The 17,406-nt window shown below is 64.8% G+C and carries 17 protein-coding genes and 3 pseudogenes; 11 read left to right on the forward strand and 9 right to left on the reverse strand.

Going from position 1 to position 17,406, the window contains the following annotated elements; translation table 11 throughout:
* Positions 1-36: 36 nt before the first annotated feature.
* Entirely contained in the window at positions 37-201 is a 165-nt protein-coding gene (locus ALC15_RS44170) for a hypothetical protein (RefSeq protein ID WP_157860915.1), read from the reverse strand.
* An 83-nt stretch (positions 202-284) separates the two neighbouring features.
* Here ALC15_RS44170 and ALC15_RS18700 point away from each other — a divergent pair, with 83 nt between their 5' ends.
* On the forward strand, positions 285-653 hold the full coding sequence (locus tag ALC15_RS18700) for a hypothetical protein (RefSeq protein WP_094193956.1): 369 nt from the start codon (positions 285-287) through the stop codon (positions 651-653).
* Between the two features lie 3 nt (positions 654-656).
* Here the strand turns inward: ALC15_RS18700 and ALC15_RS18705 are convergent.
* The 4 genes and pseudogenes from ALC15_RS18705 to ALC15_RS18720 form a co-directional block, all read right to left on the reverse strand.
* A pseudogene (locus ALC15_RS18705) lies at positions 657-1,123 on the reverse strand (YbaK/EbsC family protein).
* Between the two features lie 21 nt (positions 1,124-1,144).
* Positions 1,145-1,887 (reverse strand): annotated as a pseudogene (locus tag ALC15_RS18710) (haloacid dehalogenase type II).
* The gene (locus ALC15_RS18715) at positions 1,884-2,720 is read right to left on the reverse strand and encodes a dienelactone hydrolase family protein (protein ID WP_050628509.1); all 837 of its coding nucleotides are present in this window, start codon (positions 2,718-2,720) and stop codon (positions 1,884-1,886) included. The pseudogene ALC15_RS18710 and the gene ALC15_RS18715 overlap by 4 nt, the downstream one beginning before the upstream one ends.
* A 159-nt stretch (positions 2,721-2,879) precedes the next feature.
* On the reverse strand, positions 2,880-3,764 hold the full coding sequence (locus ALC15_RS18720) for an amidohydrolase family protein (protein ID WP_050628510.1): 885 nt from the start codon (positions 3,762-3,764) through the stop codon (positions 2,880-2,882).
* Between the two features lie 487 nt (positions 3,765-4,251).
* Here ALC15_RS18720 and ykgO point away from each other — a divergent pair, with 487 nt between their 5' ends.
* Both ykgO and ALC15_RS18730 read left to right on the forward strand, forming a co-directional pair.
* Entirely contained in the window at positions 4,252-4,377 is a 126-nt protein-coding gene (ykgO, locus tag ALC15_RS18725; protein ID WP_002718645.1) for a type B 50S ribosomal protein L36, read from the forward strand.
* Between the two features lie 110 nt (positions 4,378-4,487).
* The gene (locus tag ALC15_RS18730) at positions 4,488-5,144 is read left to right on the forward strand and encodes a tetratricopeptide repeat protein (RefSeq protein WP_050628511.1); all 657 of its coding nucleotides are present in this window, start codon (positions 4,488-4,490) and stop codon (positions 5,142-5,144) included.
* Positions 5,145-5,241: 97 nt separating this feature from the next.
* On the opposite strand, the gene ALC15_RS44845 is transcribed toward ALC15_RS18730, so the two are convergent.
* Positions 5,242-5,418: a hypothetical protein gene (locus ALC15_RS44845; RefSeq protein ID WP_167350153.1), complete on the reverse strand. Its 177-nt coding sequence runs from the start codon at positions 5,416-5,418 to the stop codon at positions 5,242-5,244.
* A 361-nt stretch (positions 5,419-5,779) separates the two neighbouring features.
* Here ALC15_RS44845 and ALC15_RS18735 point away from each other — a divergent pair, with 361 nt between their 5' ends.
* On the forward strand, positions 5,780-6,754 hold the full coding sequence (locus tag ALC15_RS18735) for an alpha/beta fold hydrolase (protein WP_050628512.1): 975 nt from the start codon (positions 5,780-5,782) through the stop codon (positions 6,752-6,754).
* Between the two features lie 108 nt (positions 6,755-6,862).
* Positions 6,863-8,599: a ubiquinone-dependent pyruvate dehydrogenase gene (gene poxB, locus ALC15_RS18740; protein ID WP_050628513.1), complete on the forward strand. Its 1,737-nt coding sequence runs from the start codon at positions 6,863-6,865 to the stop codon at positions 8,597-8,599.
* Between the two features lie 90 nt (positions 8,600-8,689).
* Here the strand turns inward: poxB and cycA are convergent, their stop codons facing one another.
* Positions 8,690-9,085 carry a cytochrome c-550 CycA gene (cycA, locus tag ALC15_RS18745; RefSeq protein ID WP_050628514.1) on the reverse strand — a complete coding sequence of 132 codons (396 nt, stop codon included), beginning with the start codon at positions 9,083-9,085 and terminating at the stop codon, positions 8,690-8,692.
* A gap of 234 nt (positions 9,086-9,319) precedes the next feature.
* Between cycA and ALC15_RS18750 the strand changes: the two are divergent.
* Positions 9,320-10,812: pseudogene (locus ALC15_RS18750) on the forward strand (FAD-linked oxidase C-terminal domain-containing protein).
* On the opposite strand, the gene ALC15_RS18755 reads toward ALC15_RS18750, so the two are convergent.
* Positions 10,809-11,222, reverse strand: a complete 414-nt coding sequence (locus tag ALC15_RS18755) for a hypothetical protein (RefSeq protein WP_050628515.1) — start codon at positions 11,220-11,222, stop codon at positions 10,809-10,811. The pseudogene ALC15_RS18750 and the gene ALC15_RS18755 overlap by 4 nt on opposite strands.
* Before the next feature lie 225 nt (positions 11,223-11,447).
* On the opposite strand from ALC15_RS18755, the gene ALC15_RS18760 reads away from it, so the two are divergent.
* Positions 11,448-12,593 (forward strand): acyltransferase family protein, encoded by a 1,146-nt coding sequence (locus ALC15_RS18760; RefSeq protein ID WP_244486145.1) that lies wholly within the window; start codon positions 11,448-11,450, stop codon positions 12,591-12,593.
* A gap of 46 nt (positions 12,594-12,639) precedes the next feature.
* On the opposite strand, the gene ALC15_RS18765 is transcribed toward ALC15_RS18760, so the two are convergent.
* Entirely contained in the window at positions 12,640-12,978 is a 339-nt protein-coding gene (locus ALC15_RS18765) for a putative quinol monooxygenase (protein WP_050628568.1), read from the reverse strand.
* Positions 12,979-13,316: 338 nt separating this feature from the next.
* On the opposite strand from ALC15_RS18765, the gene ALC15_RS18770 reads away from it, so the two are divergent.
* From ALC15_RS18770 to ALC15_RS18785, 4 genes are all read left to right on the forward strand, one after another.
* Positions 13,317-14,006, forward strand: coding sequence for an ArsR/SmtB family transcription factor (locus ALC15_RS18770; protein WP_050628517.1), 690 nt, complete (start codon positions 13,317-13,319; stop codon positions 14,004-14,006).
* 32 nt (positions 14,007-14,038) lie between these two features.
* Complete coding sequence (locus tag ALC15_RS18775) at positions 14,039-15,268, forward strand: FAD-binding protein (RefSeq protein ID WP_050628518.1); 1,230 nt, start codon at positions 14,039-14,041, stop codon at positions 15,266-15,268.
* A gap of 187 nt (positions 15,269-15,455) precedes the next feature.
* On the forward strand, positions 15,456-16,772 hold the full coding sequence (gene glcF / locus ALC15_RS18780) for a glycolate oxidase subunit GlcF (protein WP_050628519.1): 1,317 nt from the start codon (positions 15,456-15,458) through the stop codon (positions 16,770-16,772).
* A gap of 238 nt (positions 16,773-17,010) precedes the next feature.
* Positions 17,011-17,397, forward strand: a complete 387-nt coding sequence (locus tag ALC15_RS18785) for a hypothetical protein (RefSeq protein ID WP_050628520.1) — start codon at positions 17,011-17,013, stop codon at positions 17,395-17,397.
* Positions 17,398-17,406 lie beyond the last annotated feature (9 nt).

Raw genomic sequence — 17,406 nt, forward strand, 5'->3', positions numbered from 1 at the left:
GTGATCGAGACCTTCGACGCCGCAGTTCGTTCGCAGTCATGCGGCTGTGCCGGAGTTTTCAAAATTTGTTGCAGACGACAGCGCGCGGTTGATCGCCGCGGTGAAGAAGATCGGCAGGTCGAATAGGGAACCTGAGCCGTGTGCCTTCACATTTAGTTGTCCGCAACCTCGTTCCTTGCAACGATCCTTGGCCGCATTCATTTGCCAGCCTGAAGCAAATCGCCGCGCGGAACCCCGCGCGTGCGCGGATCAAATTGAACTCAAATCGAACAAGGGCACCGGGCATGCAGACGCAGCGGATTGTTCTGAGCATAGCGATCGCGATCGGCGGCCTCGCTGCCGCAGCTCCTGCGCTGTCGCAGGAGTATCGCGGAACCTGGGAACAGCAGATGGCGTGCACGCCGGATGTGTGGCGACTCTGCGGCGACCAGATTCCCGACACCAACCGGATTGTCGCCTGCCTGCGGCAGAACACACCGCAACTTTCCAGCGGCTGCCGAGCGGTATTCGAGTCCAATGCCAGCGCGCAGCAGCCGCAGACCCAGGGGCGCGCATTGCAGCACCCGGAGATGCAGCAACGGCCGCGCGCGCCGCAGCAGATCCAGCCGGCCCCGGTCGCACCGCCGCTGCCGGCGCCCGATGATGAGGATTAATCCTCAGGGCCTGACTTCGCAGACATCGACCCACTCCGCCGCGGTCAGCTCCGCCATCCTGTCGGGCGTGATCCGCACCGCGCTGTGGGTCGAGCCCGCGGCCGGCACCACGACGTCGAATGCCTTCAGCGATACATCGCAATAGACCGGCAGCGGCGTCTTCAGACCGAACGGGCAGACGCCGCCGACTTCATGACCGGTGATCTCGGCGACCTCGTCGAGGCCGAGCATCTTCGGCTTGCCGCCGAACGCTGCCTTCACCTTCTTGTTGTCCATCCGCGACGTCCCGGCGGCGACGATCAGCACCACGCGGTCGCCGACCCGCAGGCTCAGCGTCTTGGCGATCCGCGCCGGCTCGACGCCATAGGCCTCCGCCGCCAGCACGACGGTCGCGGAGCTTGTGGTGGATTCGATCACGGAGATATCGGGCGCTTCTCGGCGAAGAAGGCACGGACGGACTCGATGCTCATGAAGTTCAGGACTCTTGCTAGTCAGGATTTGGCAGACACCAGGGCAGGAAGCTCGGAGAGACCATGGATCCGGTGATCGGGCATGACGCCGAGCTCGTCCATCTGGGTACGCAGCGCCTTGAACATCGTCAATGGGGCAACCGTCTCGCTCTCGACGCAGGCCAGCGCCATCGCTTCCGGTGTTACCCGCTCGATCCAGGCGACACTGAGTCCAAACGCCTTGGCGCCGCAGGCGTCCCACGGATTGGAGGAGATGAACAGCACCTCCGCGGGCGGCACTTTCAACACCTCCTCGATCAGCGTGTAGGCCTCCGGCGCCGGCTTGAACACCTTGTGGGCATCGACGCTGATGGTCGCATCGAGCAGACGGTCGAGCCCCGAATTGCGCACCAGCGCGTTCAGCATGTCAGGGCTGCCGTTGGAGAGGATCGCGAGCTTCTTGTCCTTCATCGCCTCGAGCGCCGCGACGGCATCCGGATACAGCGCCAGATGCTGATACTTGTCGATGATGCGCCCAAAGGTCGCCTCGTCATATTGCAGGCCGAGGCAGCGCAGCGTGTAGGCGAGGGAGTCGCGGGTCGCCGTGGCAAAGTCCTGGTAGCGCCGCATCAGCGTGCGCAGCCAGGAATATTCGAGCTGCTTGAGGCGCCAGACCTGCGTGATGATGTCGCCATAACCGGGGAATGCATCCTCGGTGACATCGGCCACCGACTGCACGTCGTAGAGCGTACCGTAGGCGTCGAAGAGATTGCTTTGATTGTCATTGTGGTCTCTCTTGCCCGCCGATCGTCGAATACAGGAATTTCCGCAAGGCGTCGACGGATTGGTCGCGGGCCGCCTCGTTGAATTCGAGGTGATGACCGAGCTGCTGCGCGGGAGTGCTGTAGCGCGGGACGTCGAAATCATGATGGGCGCCGGGATAGACGGTGATCGCGATCGGGATTCCCTTGTCCTTCTCGCGCGCCATGCCCCAGTCGTCACGGCCCTCGGCAAGGTTGCGGCACGCGATCGCGGGCGCCCAGTCGTCGAGCTCGCCGACCAGGATCAGCGTCGGCACCGTCATGTTGCCCTTGACCCCACCGCATAGCGGATAGAAGCCGATCGCAGCGCGAAATTTGTCCTTCGATGAGCTTTCGATCTGGCCGCGCTCCACCGCGAGCAGCGCCAGTGTCGCGCCCCGGGAAAATCCCAGCACGGCCACCCGGCTCGGGTCGACCGACGGCTGTCCGACAAGATAGTCGAGCGCGCGGTACGCATCATACAATGTCGACGGCGGCAGTCCGCCGGTGCACGCGCTCGTGATGCCGCGCGTTCCGAAGCGGTCGATCGTCAGGGCGACATAGCCCCATTCGGCGAGCCGCTTGCCCCAGCGCTCGTCGACCCCCCACCAACCGCCGCCGCAGCCGTGCATCAGCACGACTGCGGGCGAGGGACCCGGACCATCGGGCACGCGCAGAAAGCCCTGCAATGCCTGGGGTCCCGCCAGCGGGCTTTCGAATTCGACGAGGCGCGGCGCATGATCGGCCGCCCGCGCAGCGAGCGAGCCGAAGCTCCAGAGGATGAGTGCGGCGAGGGCAAGTCCGGTGAAGCTGGTCATGAACCACCTCCGAAGCTTGCCGACGATGATACTCCGTCAGATCATGACGCGCTTCTACGGAATCGCATCATGATCTCATCTCTTTTTGTTTGACCATGGTCTCCGCGCAGACGCTTCGCGCTTGTCGCGGGGGAAACCCGCTTCGCAGTTGGACCGTGCTTAGATCCCCAAAATCTTCCGCGCGTTGGCCTTCAAAACCTTCGGCCGGATCTCCTCGCGAATGTCGAGCTTTGCAAAATCGGCGAGCCAGCGGTCCGGCGTGATGACAGGCCAGTCGGAGCCGAACAGCATCTTGTCCTGCAGGATCGAGTTGATGTAGCGCACCAGGATCGGCGGGAAATATTTCGGCGACCAGCCGGAGAGGTCGATATAGACGTTCGGCTTGTGGGTCGCGACCGACAGCGCCTCTTCCTGCCAGGGGAAGGAGGGATGCGCGAGGATGATCTTGAGGTCGGGAAAATCCGCCGCGACGTCGTCCATGTACATCGGGTTGGAATATTTCAGCCGCATCCCCATGCCGCCCGGCATGCCGGATCCGACGCCGGTCTGGCCGGTATGAAACAGCGCGATCGCGCCGCCGTCATTGATCGCTTCGTAGAGCGGATAGGCCATCCGGTCGTTGGCGTAGAAGCCCTGCATGGTCGGGTGGAATTTGAAGCCGCGAACGCCGTAGTCCTCGATCAGCCTGCGCGCCTCGCGGACGCCGAGCTTGCCCTTGTGCGGGTCGATCGAGACGAACGGGATCAGGACGTCGAGATGATCGGATGCGACCTCGAGCATTTCGAGATTGTTGTAGCGGCGGAAGCCGGTCTCGCGTTCGGCATCGACCGGGAAGATCACCGCGGCGATGTTCTTGGCGCGGTAATAGGCCGCGGTCTCCGGCACGGTCGGCGGATGCTTGTGCGGCGACTTGAAGTAGTCGGCCATCTGCGCCTGGAAGTCGTCATAGCCGTCGTCGCCATGCATGCCGCACGGCTCCTCGGCATGGGTGTGGATGTCGATCGCTGTGACCTTTTCGATGTCGGGCAGTTTGAGCTTGGGCATTCGGCTTCCCCGGCGGCGCGTTTGTTGGTGATGGAAAATAATTATATGATATAACGATTTTCGCAAGCGGTCTGGTTGATGGGCGCGAGGTTGCCGACGGCTCCTGGTTCGGATGGGAAGCATACAGGGATCGGTCCGGGCCCGCGCGCAGGCCCGATTCGCCGGTCTTGCGGCCGCCGTCAGGGTGTGCGGGCGGGACAAGCCGCGGCGCGACAATCGCTGCGGTCGCCGTTTCCGAAGCGATCTCAATGGTATGGACGAGTGGCGGAGGTGGGGTCTAGGCCGGGATAGGGCCGAAAATCGGCCCATCTCGGTTGACATTTAACGGTCCGATGGCTTAGAACCCGGCCGTCCCGCGCGGCAGGCCGCTTGTCGGGATAAATCCCATTTGGCCAACTTTTGGCTAGCCTGGTATGGCTTGCCCGAGTGTTGGCATTGATCAGGTACGGCCTCCAACACGGGCCTTTCGAAGTAACAGGATTGTCCCATGAAGGTCCGTAACTCGCTGAAGTCGCTGCGCGGCCGCCATCGCAACAACCGTCTGGTCCGCCGCAAGGGCCGCGTCTACGTGATCAACAAGGTCCAGCGCCGCTTCAAAGCGCGCCAGGGTTGATTGCACGCGGATTGGCGTGTTGCGCCGGTCCCAGTCCCAATACGTCTCTTTCACAGGTCTTTGACGCCGCGCTGCTTTGCAGTGCGGCTTTGTGCGTCTAGACTTCGGCCATGGGATTAAACTTCTTTGGCCCGACCAACCGCCGGCTGGCGATCCTGATCGCCGCGCTGCTGGCCATGCCTGTCGCCGCCGCCGCGCAGGACGATCCGCGGGTGATCCCGCCGCCGAAAGCTCAGAAGAAGCTACCCGAAGCTCCGACCAAGCTGCCGAAGGTTCCGGCCGACCGTACTCGCGGACTGGATTTCCTGTTCGGCGCCCTGAAGGCTGCGCCCGATGAAGATAGCGCCCGCCACGTCGAGGCGCGGATCTGGGCGCTGTGGCTGCAAACCCCGAGCGATACCGCGGCGTTGCTGATGGTGCGCGCCAAGGCTGCGCTCGACGCCCAGAATGTCGATGTCGCGCTGAAGCTGCTGGACGCGGTGATCAAGCTGCGGCCCGATTATGTCGAGGCCTGGAACCGGCGTGCGACGATCTACTACCTGAAGAACGACTACGTTCGTTCGCTGGGAGATCTGCAGCAGGTGCTGACCCGTGAGCCCCGCCATTTCGGCGCGCTGGCGGGTGTCGGCATGATCATGCAGGACATGGGCGACGACAAGCGCGCGCTGGACGCCTTCCGCAAGGCGCTGGCTGTCGACCCCTACCTCGAGAAGGTGCCGCAGATCGTCAAGCAGCTGACCGAGAAGGTCGAAGGCCGCGACATCTGATTTGCCTACGATTGATCGCGATCGCGGTCCGATGGACGCGAATGGGCACGTTAGCGCGAGCTTGATGCCTGCTCGCGGTACGGTCCGGCGCAGGAGACTAATGCAGGAACTTGCCGCGGGACGCGCTGTCTTGGGCGATGGCAGCATAGAATTGCTGAAGCTCCGCCTCCAGGTGCTCATTCACGAGCAACAACGCCTTCAGGGCGCCGCGCAGGTCGCCATTGCAACTCGCCACGATCTGGTCGATGGCCGCATCGCTAGGGTCGGAAATCATGGTACTCCTCCGATTACTTCCCGTTGAACTCGTCGTGCGGACGCGGGTTCCCGTGAACCTTGTGGATAGGCCAAGAAGCGTTCCGGTAGCGTCCCGGACTGGATGTAGCCTCGCGTCTCATGGCGAAATTGCCACCTTCAATCTATGAAATTACTAATGACGCGGGTATGAACCCGCTATCCACAGGCTGGGCGCATTGTGGACAACTCAGTGCCCGGCGCGGACCCGGAAAATCGGCATTGGCCTTGCGAACCAGAGCGGGCCCGGGCAGGCGCCAAGTCCGGTGCCGTGCGAAACCTGATTTCGGCTACCCCGTAATTTCCAGACCCTTCAACTCCCCAACAGCCTCCGGATCCCCTTGATGTTGACCGCGATCATCGCACTGGCGGCCGCCGGGCTGGCGCTGACCTTGTTGCTGACCTTGGCGACGCAAATCGGCGTGGCGTTGATCCAGCGCGCCTTTCCGCCGCAGGGCCGCATGGTCGATGTGGCCGGCGCGCGGTTGCATGTGGTCGAGCTCGGACCGCGCGATGCCGCGGGGCCGCCCATCGTGATGCTGCATGGCGCAAGCTCAAATCTCCGCGCGATGCAGCCGCTCGGCGAGCGCATTGCCGGGACGCGCCGGGTGATCCTGGTCGACCGGCCGGGGCACGGCTGGAGCACGCGCGAGCGCGTCGCGGATTCGATGCCCGAAATCCAGGGCCGGATGATCGTGGAGGCGCTGAACAAGATCGGCGTCAGCAGCGCGATCGTGGTGGCGCATTCCTGGGCCGGCGCGCTTGCGCTGCGCATGGCGCTCGATCATCCGGAGCGCGTTGCAGGCCTCGTGCTGCTCGCCCCGGTCGCCTATCCCTGGCGAGGTGGCGCCGGCCGCTATAATGATGTGATCTCGACGCCGCTGATCGGGCCGTTGCTTGCACACACGGTCACGCTGCCGCTCGGCTATCTCGTCGCCAATTCAGGCGCGAGCGGTGTGTTCGCGCCGCAGCCGATGCCGGACGATTTCGTCCGCGACAGCGCGACATTGCTGTTACTGCGCCCGCGCGAATTCACCGCCAATGCGCGCGACCTCGTCACGTTGAAAGCCGCTGTCGTTGAACAGGCGCCGCGCTATGCGGAAATCAAGGCGCCGCTGTCGATCCTGTCGGGTGACGTCGACAAGACGGTCACGACCGGCATCCATTCGCGGCTGCTCGCAGCCACAGTGCCGCACGCAAAGCTCATCGTGCTGCCCGGCGTCGGCCACATGGTGCAGTACGCCGCGTCCGATCTGGTGGCCTCCGGGATCGAGACGATGGCCGACCGGATGACGCGGGACATTGTGACGGCGCAATAGCCGCCGCCTGGTCGCCGCGCGAATGTGATCCGGCAAGACTTGCGCCGCCGTGTGGCGCCGAACATCATGTCACGCGCGGTTTTCCGGTTTCATCAAAGGACGTCTCTCATGCGGATCGACAACATCGCCGACCTCATCGCCGAAACCCTTGCCCAGGCCGGCGTGAAGCGCATCTACGGTGTCGTCGGCGACAGTCTCAACGGCTTGACCGAGGCTCTGCGCAAGCGCGGCACGATCGACTGGCTGCATGTGCGCCACGAAGAGGTGGCAGCGTTCGCCGCCGCCGCCGAATCCCAGATCACGGGCGATCTTGCGGTGTGCGCAGGTTCCTGCGGGCCGGGCAATCTGCATCTCATCAACGGCCTGTTCGACGCGCATCGCAGCCGTACGCCGGTGCTGGCACTGGCGGCGCAGATACCGTCGGCCGAGATCGGCGGCGGCTATTTCCAGGAGACCCATCCGCAGGACCTGTTCCGCGAATGCAGCCATTATTGCGAGCTGGTGTCGGATCCGGCGCAGCTGCCCTACATGCTGGAGAACGCGATCCGCGCCGCGGTCGGCAAGCGCGGCGTCGCGGTGCTGGTGCTGCCGGGCGACGTCGCGATGCGGCCGGCGCCGAAGCGCGACATCGCGCCGAATGCCGGCCTGCTGCCGCCGGTGCCGGTGGTGCGTCCGGCGGATGCCGAGCTGAACGCGCTGGCCGCGCTGCTCAACGGCGCGAAGCGCGTCACGCTGTTCTGCGGCCGCGGCTGCGCTGGGGCGCATGACGGCTTGCTCAAGCTCGCCGAGACGCTGAAGAGTCCGATCGTGCATGCGCTCGGCGGCAAGGAATATGTCGAATACGACAACCCCTACGACGTCGGCATGACCGGCTTCATCGGGTTCTCCTCCGGCTATGCCGCGATGCATGGCTGCGACGTGCTGCTGATGCTCGGCACCGACTTCCCCTACAAGCAGTTCTTCCCGACCGGCATCAGCATCGCCCAGGTCGACCTCCGTCCCGAAAATCTCGGCCGTCGCTGCAAGCTCGATCTCGGCATCGTCGGCGATGTCGGCGAGACCATCGCCGCGCTGTTGCCGAAGCTCACCCCGAAGACCGACCGCAAGTTTCTCGACGCCAGCCTCGCGCATTACAAGGACGCCCGTGCCGGGCTCGACGATCTCGCCCGCGGCAAGCCGGGGCAAAAGCCGATCCATCCGCAATACCTAGCGCGGCTGCTCAGCGAGCAGGCCAGCGAAGATGCGGTGTTCACCGCCGATGTCGGCACGCCGACGATCTGGGCCGCGCGCTATTTGAAGATGAACGGCCGCCGCCGGCTGGTCGGCTCCTGGGTGCACGGCTCGATGGCCAATGCGATGGCGCATGCGATCGGCGCGCAGGCGACGCAACCCACCCGGCAGGTGGTGTCGATGTCCGGCGACGGCGGCTTCGCCATGCTGATGGGCGATCTGATCACGCTGACCCAGGCCAAGCTGCCGGTGAAGGTCGTGATCTTCAACAACAGCGTGCTCGGCTTCGTCGCGCTGGAGATGAAGGCCGCCGGCTTCATCGAGACCGGGGTCGATCTGAAGAATCCGGATTTCGCGGCGATGGCCCGCGCGATGGGTATTCACGGCGTCAGGGTGGAGGATCCCGGCGAGCTCGAGGGCGCGATCCGCAACGTCTTCGCGCATGACGGCCCGGCCGTGCTCGATGTCGTGACCGCGACGCAGGAATTGTCGATGCCGCCGACCATCACGCTGGAGCAGGTGAAGGGCTTCAGCCTGTGGGTGCTGCGCGCCGTGATGAGCGGCCGCGGCGACGAGGTGGTCGACCTCGCCAAGACCAATCTCCTGCCGCGCTGATCGCCGCGGCAGGGCATTGTCAGATCAGAGAGCAAGAACGGGATGGCGCTTCGAGGAAAGCCATCCCGTTCTAACGTCCGATACCGCCGATTACTGCTTCTGCTTGCCGTCCTTGTCGAAGGACGAAATGTAGGCCCAAACGTTCTGGGCCTCGGTCTCGTTCTTGATGCCGGCGAACGCCATCTTGGTGCCGGGGATCTTGGCCTTCGGATCCTTGATGTATTCGAGGAACTGATCCTTGTTCCAGGTGATGCCGGAATTCTTGTTGGCATCGGAATAGTTGTAGTCCGGCGCGGTGCCGGAGTGGCGGCCGTCGAGGCCGTTGAGCTCGGGGCCGACCTTGTTCTTGGCGCCCTCGCCGATCGCGTGACAGGCGAGGCATTTGTTGAACGAGGTCTTGCCGGCGGCGGCATCCTGCGCCAGCGCGGAGGATGCTGTGGCCAGCGATGTGACGACCGCCAGCGCGCTCAAGGTCTTTAGGTTCATGGGGTTCTCTTCGTTTCGTCCCGGGAGGTAGTGATCTTTTGTGGCATGTCCGGCTTGGACAGGACAAGCCACGAAACTTTGACAGGTTTCATGACCGCCCGCTTGTCCGAGAGAGAACTCGCCCTTGCGGCGCGGGGCAATCCGACCTTCGGCCGGGCGACTGAAACAGGTGCAGACGTGATTGATTTGTCGTAACAAATCGGCAAAGGGCAAAAGCCCGCGGAGGGAACACCGATGTCCATCATGATGCCGGCGGCCGACCAGGCCGTGCTTTCACGCCGCGCCGAGATCGTGGCCGCCCTGCGCACCATCGTTCCGGGCGAGGGTGTGATCGATAGCGCCGCCGAGATGCTGGCCTATGAATCCGACGGCCTGACCGCCTATCGGCAGCCGCCGATGGTCGTGGTGCTGCCCGATACCACCGAGCAGGTCGCGAAGGTCCTCAAATACTGCCAGGGGCAGGGCATCAAGGTGGTGCCGCGCGGCTCCGGCACCTCGCTGTCCGGCGGCGCACTGCCGCTCGCCGACGGCGTGCTGCTGGGCCTCGGCAAGTTCAAGCGGATCCGCGAGATTGACTTCGACAACCGTGTCGTTGTCACCGAGCCCGGCGTCACCAACCTCGCGATCAGCCAGGCGGTCGCCCATGCCGGCTTCTACTACGCGCCCGATCCGTCGTCGCAGATCGCCTGCTCGATCGGCGGCAACGTCGCGGAGAATTCCGGCGGCGTGCATTGCCTGAAATACGGCATGACCACCAACAACGTGCTGGGCTGCGAGATCGTGCTGATGAACGGCGAGATCCTGCGCATCGGCGGCAAGTCCGCCGAGAATGCCGGCTATGATCTGATGGGCATCATCACCGGCTCGGAGGGCCTGCTCGGCGTCATCACCGAGATCACGGTGCGCATCCTGCAGAAGCCGGAGACGGCGCGTGCGCTGATGGTCGCTTCGCCGAGGTCGAGGCGGCCGGCGAATGCGTGGCGCGGATCATCGGCGCCGGCATCATCCCGGGCGGCATGGAGATGATGGACAAGCCCGCGATCCACGCTGCGGAGGCCTTCGTTCATGCCGGCTACCCGCTCGACGTCGAGGCGCTGCTGATCATCGAGCTCGACGGCCCCCAGATCGAGGTCGACGAGCTGATCACGCGGGTCGAGACCATTGCCAAGGGCTGCGGCTCCGTGACGCTGCAGATTTCCAATTCGGAAGCCGAGCGCAACCTGTTCTGGGCCGGCCGCAAGGCCGCATTCCCCGCGGTCGGGCGCATCTCGCCAGATTATCTCTGCATGGACGGCACCATCCCGCGCGGCGCGTTGCCGAAGGCGCTGGCGCGGATCCGCGACCTCTCGGAGAAATACGGCCTCGGCGTCGCCAATGTGTTCCACGCCGGCGACGGCAATCTGCACCCCCTGATCCTCTATGATGCCAACAAGCCGGGCGAGATCGAGAAGGCCGAGGCGTTCGGCGCCGACATCCTGCGCTGCTGCGTCGAGCTCGGCGGCGTACTGACCGGCGAGCACGGCGTCGGCATCGAGAAGCGCGATTTGATGCCGGAGATGTTCACCGAGATCGACCTCAGCCAGCAGCAGCGGCTGAAATGCGCCTTCGATGCCGAGGGCCTGCTCAACCCCGGCAAGGTGTTTCCGACGCTGCATCGCTGTGCCGAGCTCGGCCGCGTCCACGTCCACGCCGGCAAGCTGGCGTTTCCGGACATCCCGCGGTTCTAGTACCGTCTCAGCAGGCCGACCGCCGCGCCGCTGTCGCCATATGTCGTGCAGGCTCTTTTCGGGTCTTCGATCAATTCCGCTCGGACGCGCTTGAAGGTCTTTCCGGCCGCTTCGGACACTTCGGGGCGGAATTTATCCGGATCATAGTCATTGCCGTCGTGGGCCTTGATGGCCGCGTCAAAGGCGTTGATCATTGCCATCGCGGCATCAGGGCTGCCGAGCGCCCTTGCGCCGAGTTGAACGCCGCCGGCGCCATCGGCCTCATAGCCGGTGCAGCGTTGTTCGAGCACGGCAGCCGCAGTGGCGAGCTGTTCGACGAACGTTGCCTCGGCGTCGGTGAGAATTGCAGCACGCGCCTGTCCTGCCACCATCATCGAGAGCAGCGCGACGGCCATCAGTTTGATGTTCACTGGGCGGTTCTCCCTGCGGCGGTCGCGCCGCGACCAAAATCACCGGTCGCCGAACGATACATTTCGACGGATTGTGCTCACCAACCGATAACCTTAACCGATGCTTGCCGCGACGGCCGTCAGGGCCACCGCTGCGCGTCGTGCAGTTTGCGGTCCGCACCATTTACACGGCCTTCAACTGTTCCCCGGTATTTTCCCAAGATGCATGTCTTCGGGAACACATCGATGCCCAGCCTGGCCGATCAGCTGGCGCTTTCGCGCAATCGGCCCGCAGGTTTCGACTACATGCGGATCGCGCTGGCGACGACGATCATTTGCCTGCACGGTGCGAACGTGACGCTCGGGCTCGGCCGGGCGCTGGAGATCCAGAGCACGTTGCGCATCGGCATCGCGATGATCCTGGCGCTGTTCTTCTCCCTGAGCGGCTTCCTGGTGACGGCGAGCCTGCAGCGCTGCAAGAGCCTGATTTCCTTCCTCGGGCTGCGCGTGCTTCGGATCGGGCCCGCGCTCGCGGTCGAGACCACGCTGTCAGCCATCATCATCGGTTCGGTCTTCACCGAACTGCCGTTGGCGCAGTATGTAGCCGACCCGAAATTCCATGCCTATTTCCTCAATATCGTCGGCGACATCCATTACGAGCTGCCGGGCGTCTTCCTGCACAATCCGCTGCCGGACGTGGTGAATGCCCAGCTTTGGACGGTGCCGTACGAATTGTGGTGCTACGTCGTGCTGGCGCTGCTCGCGGTGACCACGATCTGCTTCAATCGGGTCGCTTACCTTGTGTTCCTGGTGATCGTTCAGGTCGCGCTGGTGAGCTACGACGTCTATCGCTGGGAGGAAGTGCCGATCCAGCTTCGCCCGCATCTTCTGGTGTTCTGCTTCCTTGCCGGCGTCGGCTTCTACCTCTGGCGCGACAAGGTGCCGTTCAACCGCACCATCTGCCTGCTGGCGCTGGTGGCCTGCGCCGCCGGCATGGCGAACGGGCGCGGCGACGCGCTGGCACCGGTGCCGGCCGCCTATGTCGCGTGCTATCTCGGACTGATGAATCCACGGCGGAGTTGGATCGTGTCGTCAGGCGATTACTCCTACGGGCTCTATCTCTACGGCTTCGTCATCCAGCAATGCGTTGCCTCGTTCGGGCCGCCCGTCCAGCACTGGTACCTGAACATCCTGATCAGCCTGCCGCTCGCCTTCGGTGTCGCCATCGCGTCCTGGCATCTCGTCGAGAAACATGCGCTTCGGCTCCGGGGCCATGTCGAGACGTTCGAGGCCGCGGTGCTGTCGCGGATCGCGATCGTCGGCTTCTGGCGCAGGCCGCCGGAACGGGTCGAGCTGCCCGCATCCCTCGGCAACAGCAGCGCATCGATCTGACCCGTGCTCGCGGGAAGGATTTGCATCCTCCCCGCGGCGCCACAGCTCACAGCAGCGCGTATTGCATCCGCTCGCGCTTGGCCAGCAGCGGCAGCGCCTGCTCCGCGATATAGGTCTTGAAATAGGCGCTCTCCGCATGCGCCTTGAACGCCGCTTCGTCCTGGAACAGTTCGTAGAACAGGAACTGCGCCGGATTGTCCTTGCCGCGGCCGATCAGGAACAGCTTGGTGCCGGGGTCCTTCTGCGCCTCGGGCAGGAAGCTGTCGAGGATTGCCGCGACCTTGTCGGCCTGGCCCTCCTTGGCTTCCCACTGCGCCACGACCAGAAGGCCTGATGTGTTGATCGCATCGCTGATGGTTCTCGTGCTCATCGCATAGTGTTTCATTGGTAGTCCTCCGTTGCTTTGCTCCGATCGCGCTTGCGATCCGGCCCAGGGCGAGACACCGGCGATCGTCATGATCGCGGCGAACGAACCGATGGCCGATCGTCGGGTGAGCATCATCGTCGTGGTGGGAAGTTCCGAACGTTGCATGATCGCCTCCAGATGATTTGCGCCAACCGTCGTGCCGGCCAACCGCAAGGCGAGAGATAGTGGATCGCTCTGTGGGCTCGGTTAGGCGGCGATCGAAGTGTCGATGTCGTGAACATTTCGACCATGATCGAAGCGTTGCGGCGGCGCGGCGTGCGACAAATGGATGACTTCGACCGACGCCGGAGCCGGCCATGCAGACCATCGCCCCCGAGCTTGCGGACCTCGCCGCCCTGATCGCCGATCCCGGCCGCGCCGGCATCCTGTCGCGCCTGATGGACGGACGCGCGCAGACTGCGAGCGAGCTGGCGCGGGTCGCGGGCGTGACGCCGCAGACCGCGAGCTGGCATCTGGCGCGGCTGGTCGAGCGTGCGCTGCTCAAGGTCGAGCGGCGCGGTCCGCGGCGCCTCTACCGGCTGGCCACCCCGCTGGTTGCGCAGATGCTCGAGGGGATGATGACGGTTGCGGCGATCGATCCGCATCCGTCACGGCCGCCGCCGTGGATCGATGCGGAAATGCGCCGCGCCCGGACCTGCTACGACCACCTTGCCGGCGAGCTCGGCGTTGCGGTCACCGACGCGATGCGGGAACACGGCCACCTCCGCCTCGACCAGGAAGCCGGCGAGCTGACCTCGTCGGGCCGCGCATTTCTCCGTGATCTCGGCATCGACCTGCGATCGCCGGCACGAAGCCGGCGGCTGCTGTGCCGGCCCTGTCTCGACTGGAGCGAGCGGCGTCCGCATCTGGCCGGGCGGGCAGGGGCCGCGGTTGCCGACCTCGCGTTGCAGCGCGACTGGATCCGGCGCCGGCCGCAGGGCCGTTCGGTCGAGATCACCGAGGCCGGGCTCGTCGCATTCAGGGACCTGTTTGGCGCGCGCATTTGATTTCGGGGCCAAATTTCGTTACCGCCTAGCGGGTGGAAACGCTCAAAGTCAGAGACAGCAAGGACGTCGAAGATGTGGTGCGCGCGGCTATCGCCAGCGAGCAGCCGCTCGAGGTCATCGGCCATGGATCGAAGCGCGCCATCGGCCATCCGATGGCGACCAATGCGGTTCTCGACGTCTCGGTCCTCAATGCGGTCACGTCCTACGAGCCGAACGAGCTGATCATCACCGTCGAGGCCGGCGCGCCGCTCGCCGACGTGCAATCCCTGATCGACGCCAAGAACCAGCAATTCGCCTTCGAGCCGATGGATACCTCCGTGCTGCTTGGCAGCGCGGGCGCCGGCACGATCGGCGGCATGATCGGCGCCGGCCTTGCCGGTCCGCGCCGCATCAAGGCCGGTGGCGTCAGGGATCATCTGCTCGGCGCCCACGCCGTGTCCGGGTTCGGCGACAGCTTCAAGACCGGCGGGCGGGTGGTGAAGAACGTCACCGGCTACGACCTCTGCAAGCTGCTGACCGGGTCCTGGGGCACGCTCGCGGTCATGACCGAGGTGACGCTCAAGGTCATGCCGAAGCCGGAAGCGGAACGCACGCTGGTGCTGCGCTCCCTCGACGACGTCACCGCCAACAAGGCGATGACGGCGGCGCTGGGCTCGCCCTTCGACGTCTCGGGCGCGGCGCACCTGCCCGGCTCAGTGCTGCGGTCCGCCACCGGGGCGCTCGCCGGACTCGCGGCCTCCGGCCAGCCGGTCACCCTGGTCCGGCTCGAGGGGATATCGGCATCGGCGGCACACCGGGCCGCGTCGCTGAGCCGGACACTTTCGTCCTATGGAGCGGTCGACAGCCTTGCTGACGACGCCTCGGTTGCGATCTGGAGCGCGCTGCGCGACGTGGCGCCGTTCGCCGCGAACGGTGCGCTCGGGGCCTGGCCGGTGTGGCGCATCGTATGCCCGCCGGCTTCGGGCGGTGTGCTGGGGCAGGCGCTGGCGCGCTCAACCGGCGGCGACGTCATCTATGACTGGGGCGGCGGGCTGATCTGGGCCGCGGTGCCGCCGAGCGCAGACGCGCAGGCATCCCTGGTCCGCGGTCAGGTCGAGGCGATCGGCGGGCACGCCACCCTGATCCGGGCCACCGAGGACGTGCGCCGTGCGGTCGACGTGTTCCAGCCGCAACCGGCCGGGCTTGCCGCGCTCGGCGAGCGGGTGCGGGCGAGCTTCGATCCGCGGTCGGTCCTCAACCGCGGCCGGATGACCAAGACATGATCCGGAAAAGTGCGAAGCGGTTTTCCGGAAAGATCATGTGGAAACAAGACATGATCCGGAAAAGTGCGAAGCGGTTTTCCCTCGCGACAAACGCGGAACGCGTTTGCGCGGAGATCATGCCCAAACAAGGAGCTGAAGCGCGATGACGATTCTACCTCATCTCATCGCGCTTTAGAGGCGGGGCTGCATGAAGACCGAGTTTACCCTGGCGCAGCTTGCCGATCCCGACATCCAGGAAGCCGACAAGATCCTGCGCGCCTGCGTGCATTGCGGCTTCTGCACCGCGACCTGCCCGACCTATGTGCTGCTCGGCGACGAGCTCGATAGCCCGCGCGGCCGCATCTACCTGATCAAGGAGATGCTGGAGAAAGACAAGCCGCCGACGGCTGAGGTGGTCAAGCATATCGACCGCTGCCTGTCGTGCCTCGCCTGCATGACCACCTGTCCGTCGGGCGTGAACTACATGCACCTCGTCGACCAGGCCCGGGTCAGGATCGAGCGCGACTATCAGCGGCCGCTGACCGAGCGGCTGTTGCGGTCGGTGCTCGCTTTCGTGCTGCCGCGTCCCGGCCTGTTCCGGACCAGCATGATCCTGGCCGGGCTCGCCCGGCCGTTCGCAGCTCTGCTTCCGACGCCGTCGGTCGGCGCGGCGAGCCCCGGCCTGCTGCGGCGGATCAAGGCGATGCTGGCGCTCGCGCCGCGCGGCCTGCCGCAGCCGGGACCGGCAGCGGGAACCGTGTTTGCACCGATCGGCCGGCGGCGCGGCAGGGTCGCGCTGCTGCAGGGCTGCGCCCAGCAGGTGCTGGCGCCGCGGATCAATCAGGCCGCCATCAACGTGCTGACCCGGCACGGCGTCGAGGTGGTGCTGGTCAGGGACGAGCAATGCTGCGGCGCGTTGACCCATCACATGGGACAGGACGCCGACGCGCTGGCGCGCGCGCGGGCCAACATCACGGTGTGGCAAAGGGAAGCGAACCAGAACGGGCTGGACGCCATTCTGGTGACGACCTCGGGCTGTGGGACAGTTGTCAAAGACTACGGTTACCTGCTGCGCGAGGACAAAACATTCGCGGAGCCGGCGCAGCGAATCTCGGCGCTGGCGAAGGATATCACCGAGTATCTCGCTGGCCTCGAGCTCGCGCCTTCAACGCAGAAAGGCGACGTCACCGTCGCCTATCACTCGGCGTGTTCGTTGCAGCATGGACAGAAAATCACTCAACTTCCGAAAGAATTGCTTTCCAAGAATGGATTCGTGGTGAAAGATGTGCCTGAGAGCCATTTGTGTTGCGGTTCGGCGGGGACCTACAACATTCTCCAGCCCGACATTGCGAGCAGATTGCGCGATCGCAAGGTCGCCAATATTGCGCTTGTCAAACCGGACATGATTGCCGCGGGCAATATTGGGTGCATGGTTCAGATTGCCGGCGGTACGTCAGTTCCTGTGGTGCACACGATTGAGCTTCTCGATTGGGCGACAGGAGGTCCCCGGCCAGGATTGAATTGATCGACTGCCACTCGAGCATGATCCGGACCTCAGCCTTGCCCTGACGCAACGTCTCTGACGCGCTGTGTCTGAAGCAATGTGAAGGACCGGCGCTTCCCTGCCACAGACGCGAAGCATCGCGCGGCCATCATGCCCGACAAGCGAGGTGGAGGATGCCTCTCCCGAGGCAGCTGCTGTCCGGCAAGCGATCACTTCAATACGCCCGGTGGACTCACATAGCGGCAACAGGAGGACCACGATGGCGAAGTCGAAGAAGGCGAAGAAAAGCAAGAAGGCCAAAAAGGCCAAGAAGGCGGTAGCGGCCAAGAAGTCGGCAAAGAAGTCGGCCAAGAAGGCCGCGAAGAAATCTGCAAAGAAGTCAGCCAAGAAGTCAGCCAAGAAGGCTGCAAAGAAGACTGCCAAGAAAGCCGCAAAGAAGGCTGCTCCCAAGAAGGCCGCGCCCAAGAAGGCTGCGAAGAAAGCTGCCAAGAAGAGCGCTCCGAAGAAGGCCGCCGCGCCGAAGCCGGCTGCCCCGGTCGCAGCTCCCCCGGCGCCCGAGCCTGCGCCGCAGCCGGCCCCGAGCTGGGCCACGCCGAGCCACGAGTCGGCGCCGAGCTGGGGCACCTCCGACGGCGAGCACCACTGACCGAACCTG

Origin of the sequence: Bradyrhizobium viridifuturi (genome assembly GCF_001238275.1) — a bacterium.
GTDB lineage: Bacteria > Pseudomonadota > Alphaproteobacteria > Rhizobiales > Xanthobacteraceae > Bradyrhizobium > Bradyrhizobium viridifuturi.

What these genes read in the sequence shown, in the direction of transcription:
- ALC15_RS18735 (WP_050628512.1), top strand. Translation starts at nt 5,780, where the DNA reads ATGTTGACCGCGATCATCGCACTGGCGGCCGCCGGGCTGGCGCTGACC.
- ALC15_RS18760 (WP_244486145.1), top strand. Translation starts at nt 11,448, where the DNA reads ATGCCCAGCCTGGCCGATCAGCTGGCGCTTTCGCGCAATCGGCCCGCA.
- ALC15_RS18770 (WP_050628517.1), top strand. Translation starts at nt 13,317, where the DNA reads ATGCAGACCATCGCCCCCGAGCTTGCGGACCTCGCCGCCCTGATCGCC.
- ALC15_RS18765 (WP_050628568.1), bottom strand. Translation starts at nt 12,978, where the DNA reads ATGAAACACTATGCGATGAGCACGAGAACCATCAGCGATGCGATCAAC.
- ALC15_RS18715 (WP_050628509.1), bottom strand. Translation starts at nt 2,720, where the DNA reads ATGACCAGCTTCACCGGACTTGCCCTCGCCGCACTCATCCTCTGGAGC.
- ALC15_RS18730 (WP_050628511.1), top strand. Translation starts at nt 4,488, where the DNA reads ATGGGATTAAACTTCTTTGGCCCGACCAACCGCCGGCTGGCGATCCTG.
- poxB (WP_050628513.1), top strand. Translation starts at nt 6,863, where the DNA reads ATGCGGATCGACAACATCGCCGACCTCATCGCCGAAACCCTTGCCCAG.
- ALC15_RS44845 (WP_167350153.1), bottom strand. Translation starts at nt 5,418, where the DNA reads ATGATTTCCGACCCTAGCGATGCGGCCATCGACCAGATCGTGGCGAGT.
- ALC15_RS18785 (WP_050628520.1), top strand. Translation starts at nt 17,011, where the DNA reads ATGGCGAAGTCGAAGAAGGCGAAGAAAAGCAAGAAGGCCAAAAAGGCC.
- cycA (WP_050628514.1), bottom strand. Translation starts at nt 9,085, where the DNA reads ATGAACCTAAAGACCTTGAGCGCGCTGGCGGTCGTCACATCGCTGGCC.
- ykgO (WP_002718645.1), top strand. Translation starts at nt 4,252, where the DNA reads ATGAAGGTCCGTAACTCGCTGAAGTCGCTGCGCGGCCGCCATCGCAAC.
- ALC15_RS18720 (WP_050628510.1), bottom strand. Translation starts at nt 3,764, where the DNA reads ATGCCCAAGCTCAAACTGCCCGACATCGAAAAGGTCACAGCGATCGAC.
- ALC15_RS18700 (WP_094193956.1), top strand. Translation starts at nt 285, where the DNA reads ATGCAGACGCAGCGGATTGTTCTGAGCATAGCGATCGCGATCGGCGGC.
- ALC15_RS44170 (WP_157860915.1), bottom strand. Translation starts at nt 201, where the DNA reads ATGAATGCGGCCAAGGATCGTTGCAAGGAACGAGGTTGCGGACAACTA.
- glcF (WP_050628519.1), top strand. Translation starts at nt 15,456, where the DNA reads ATGAAGACCGAGTTTACCCTGGCGCAGCTTGCCGATCCCGACATCCAG.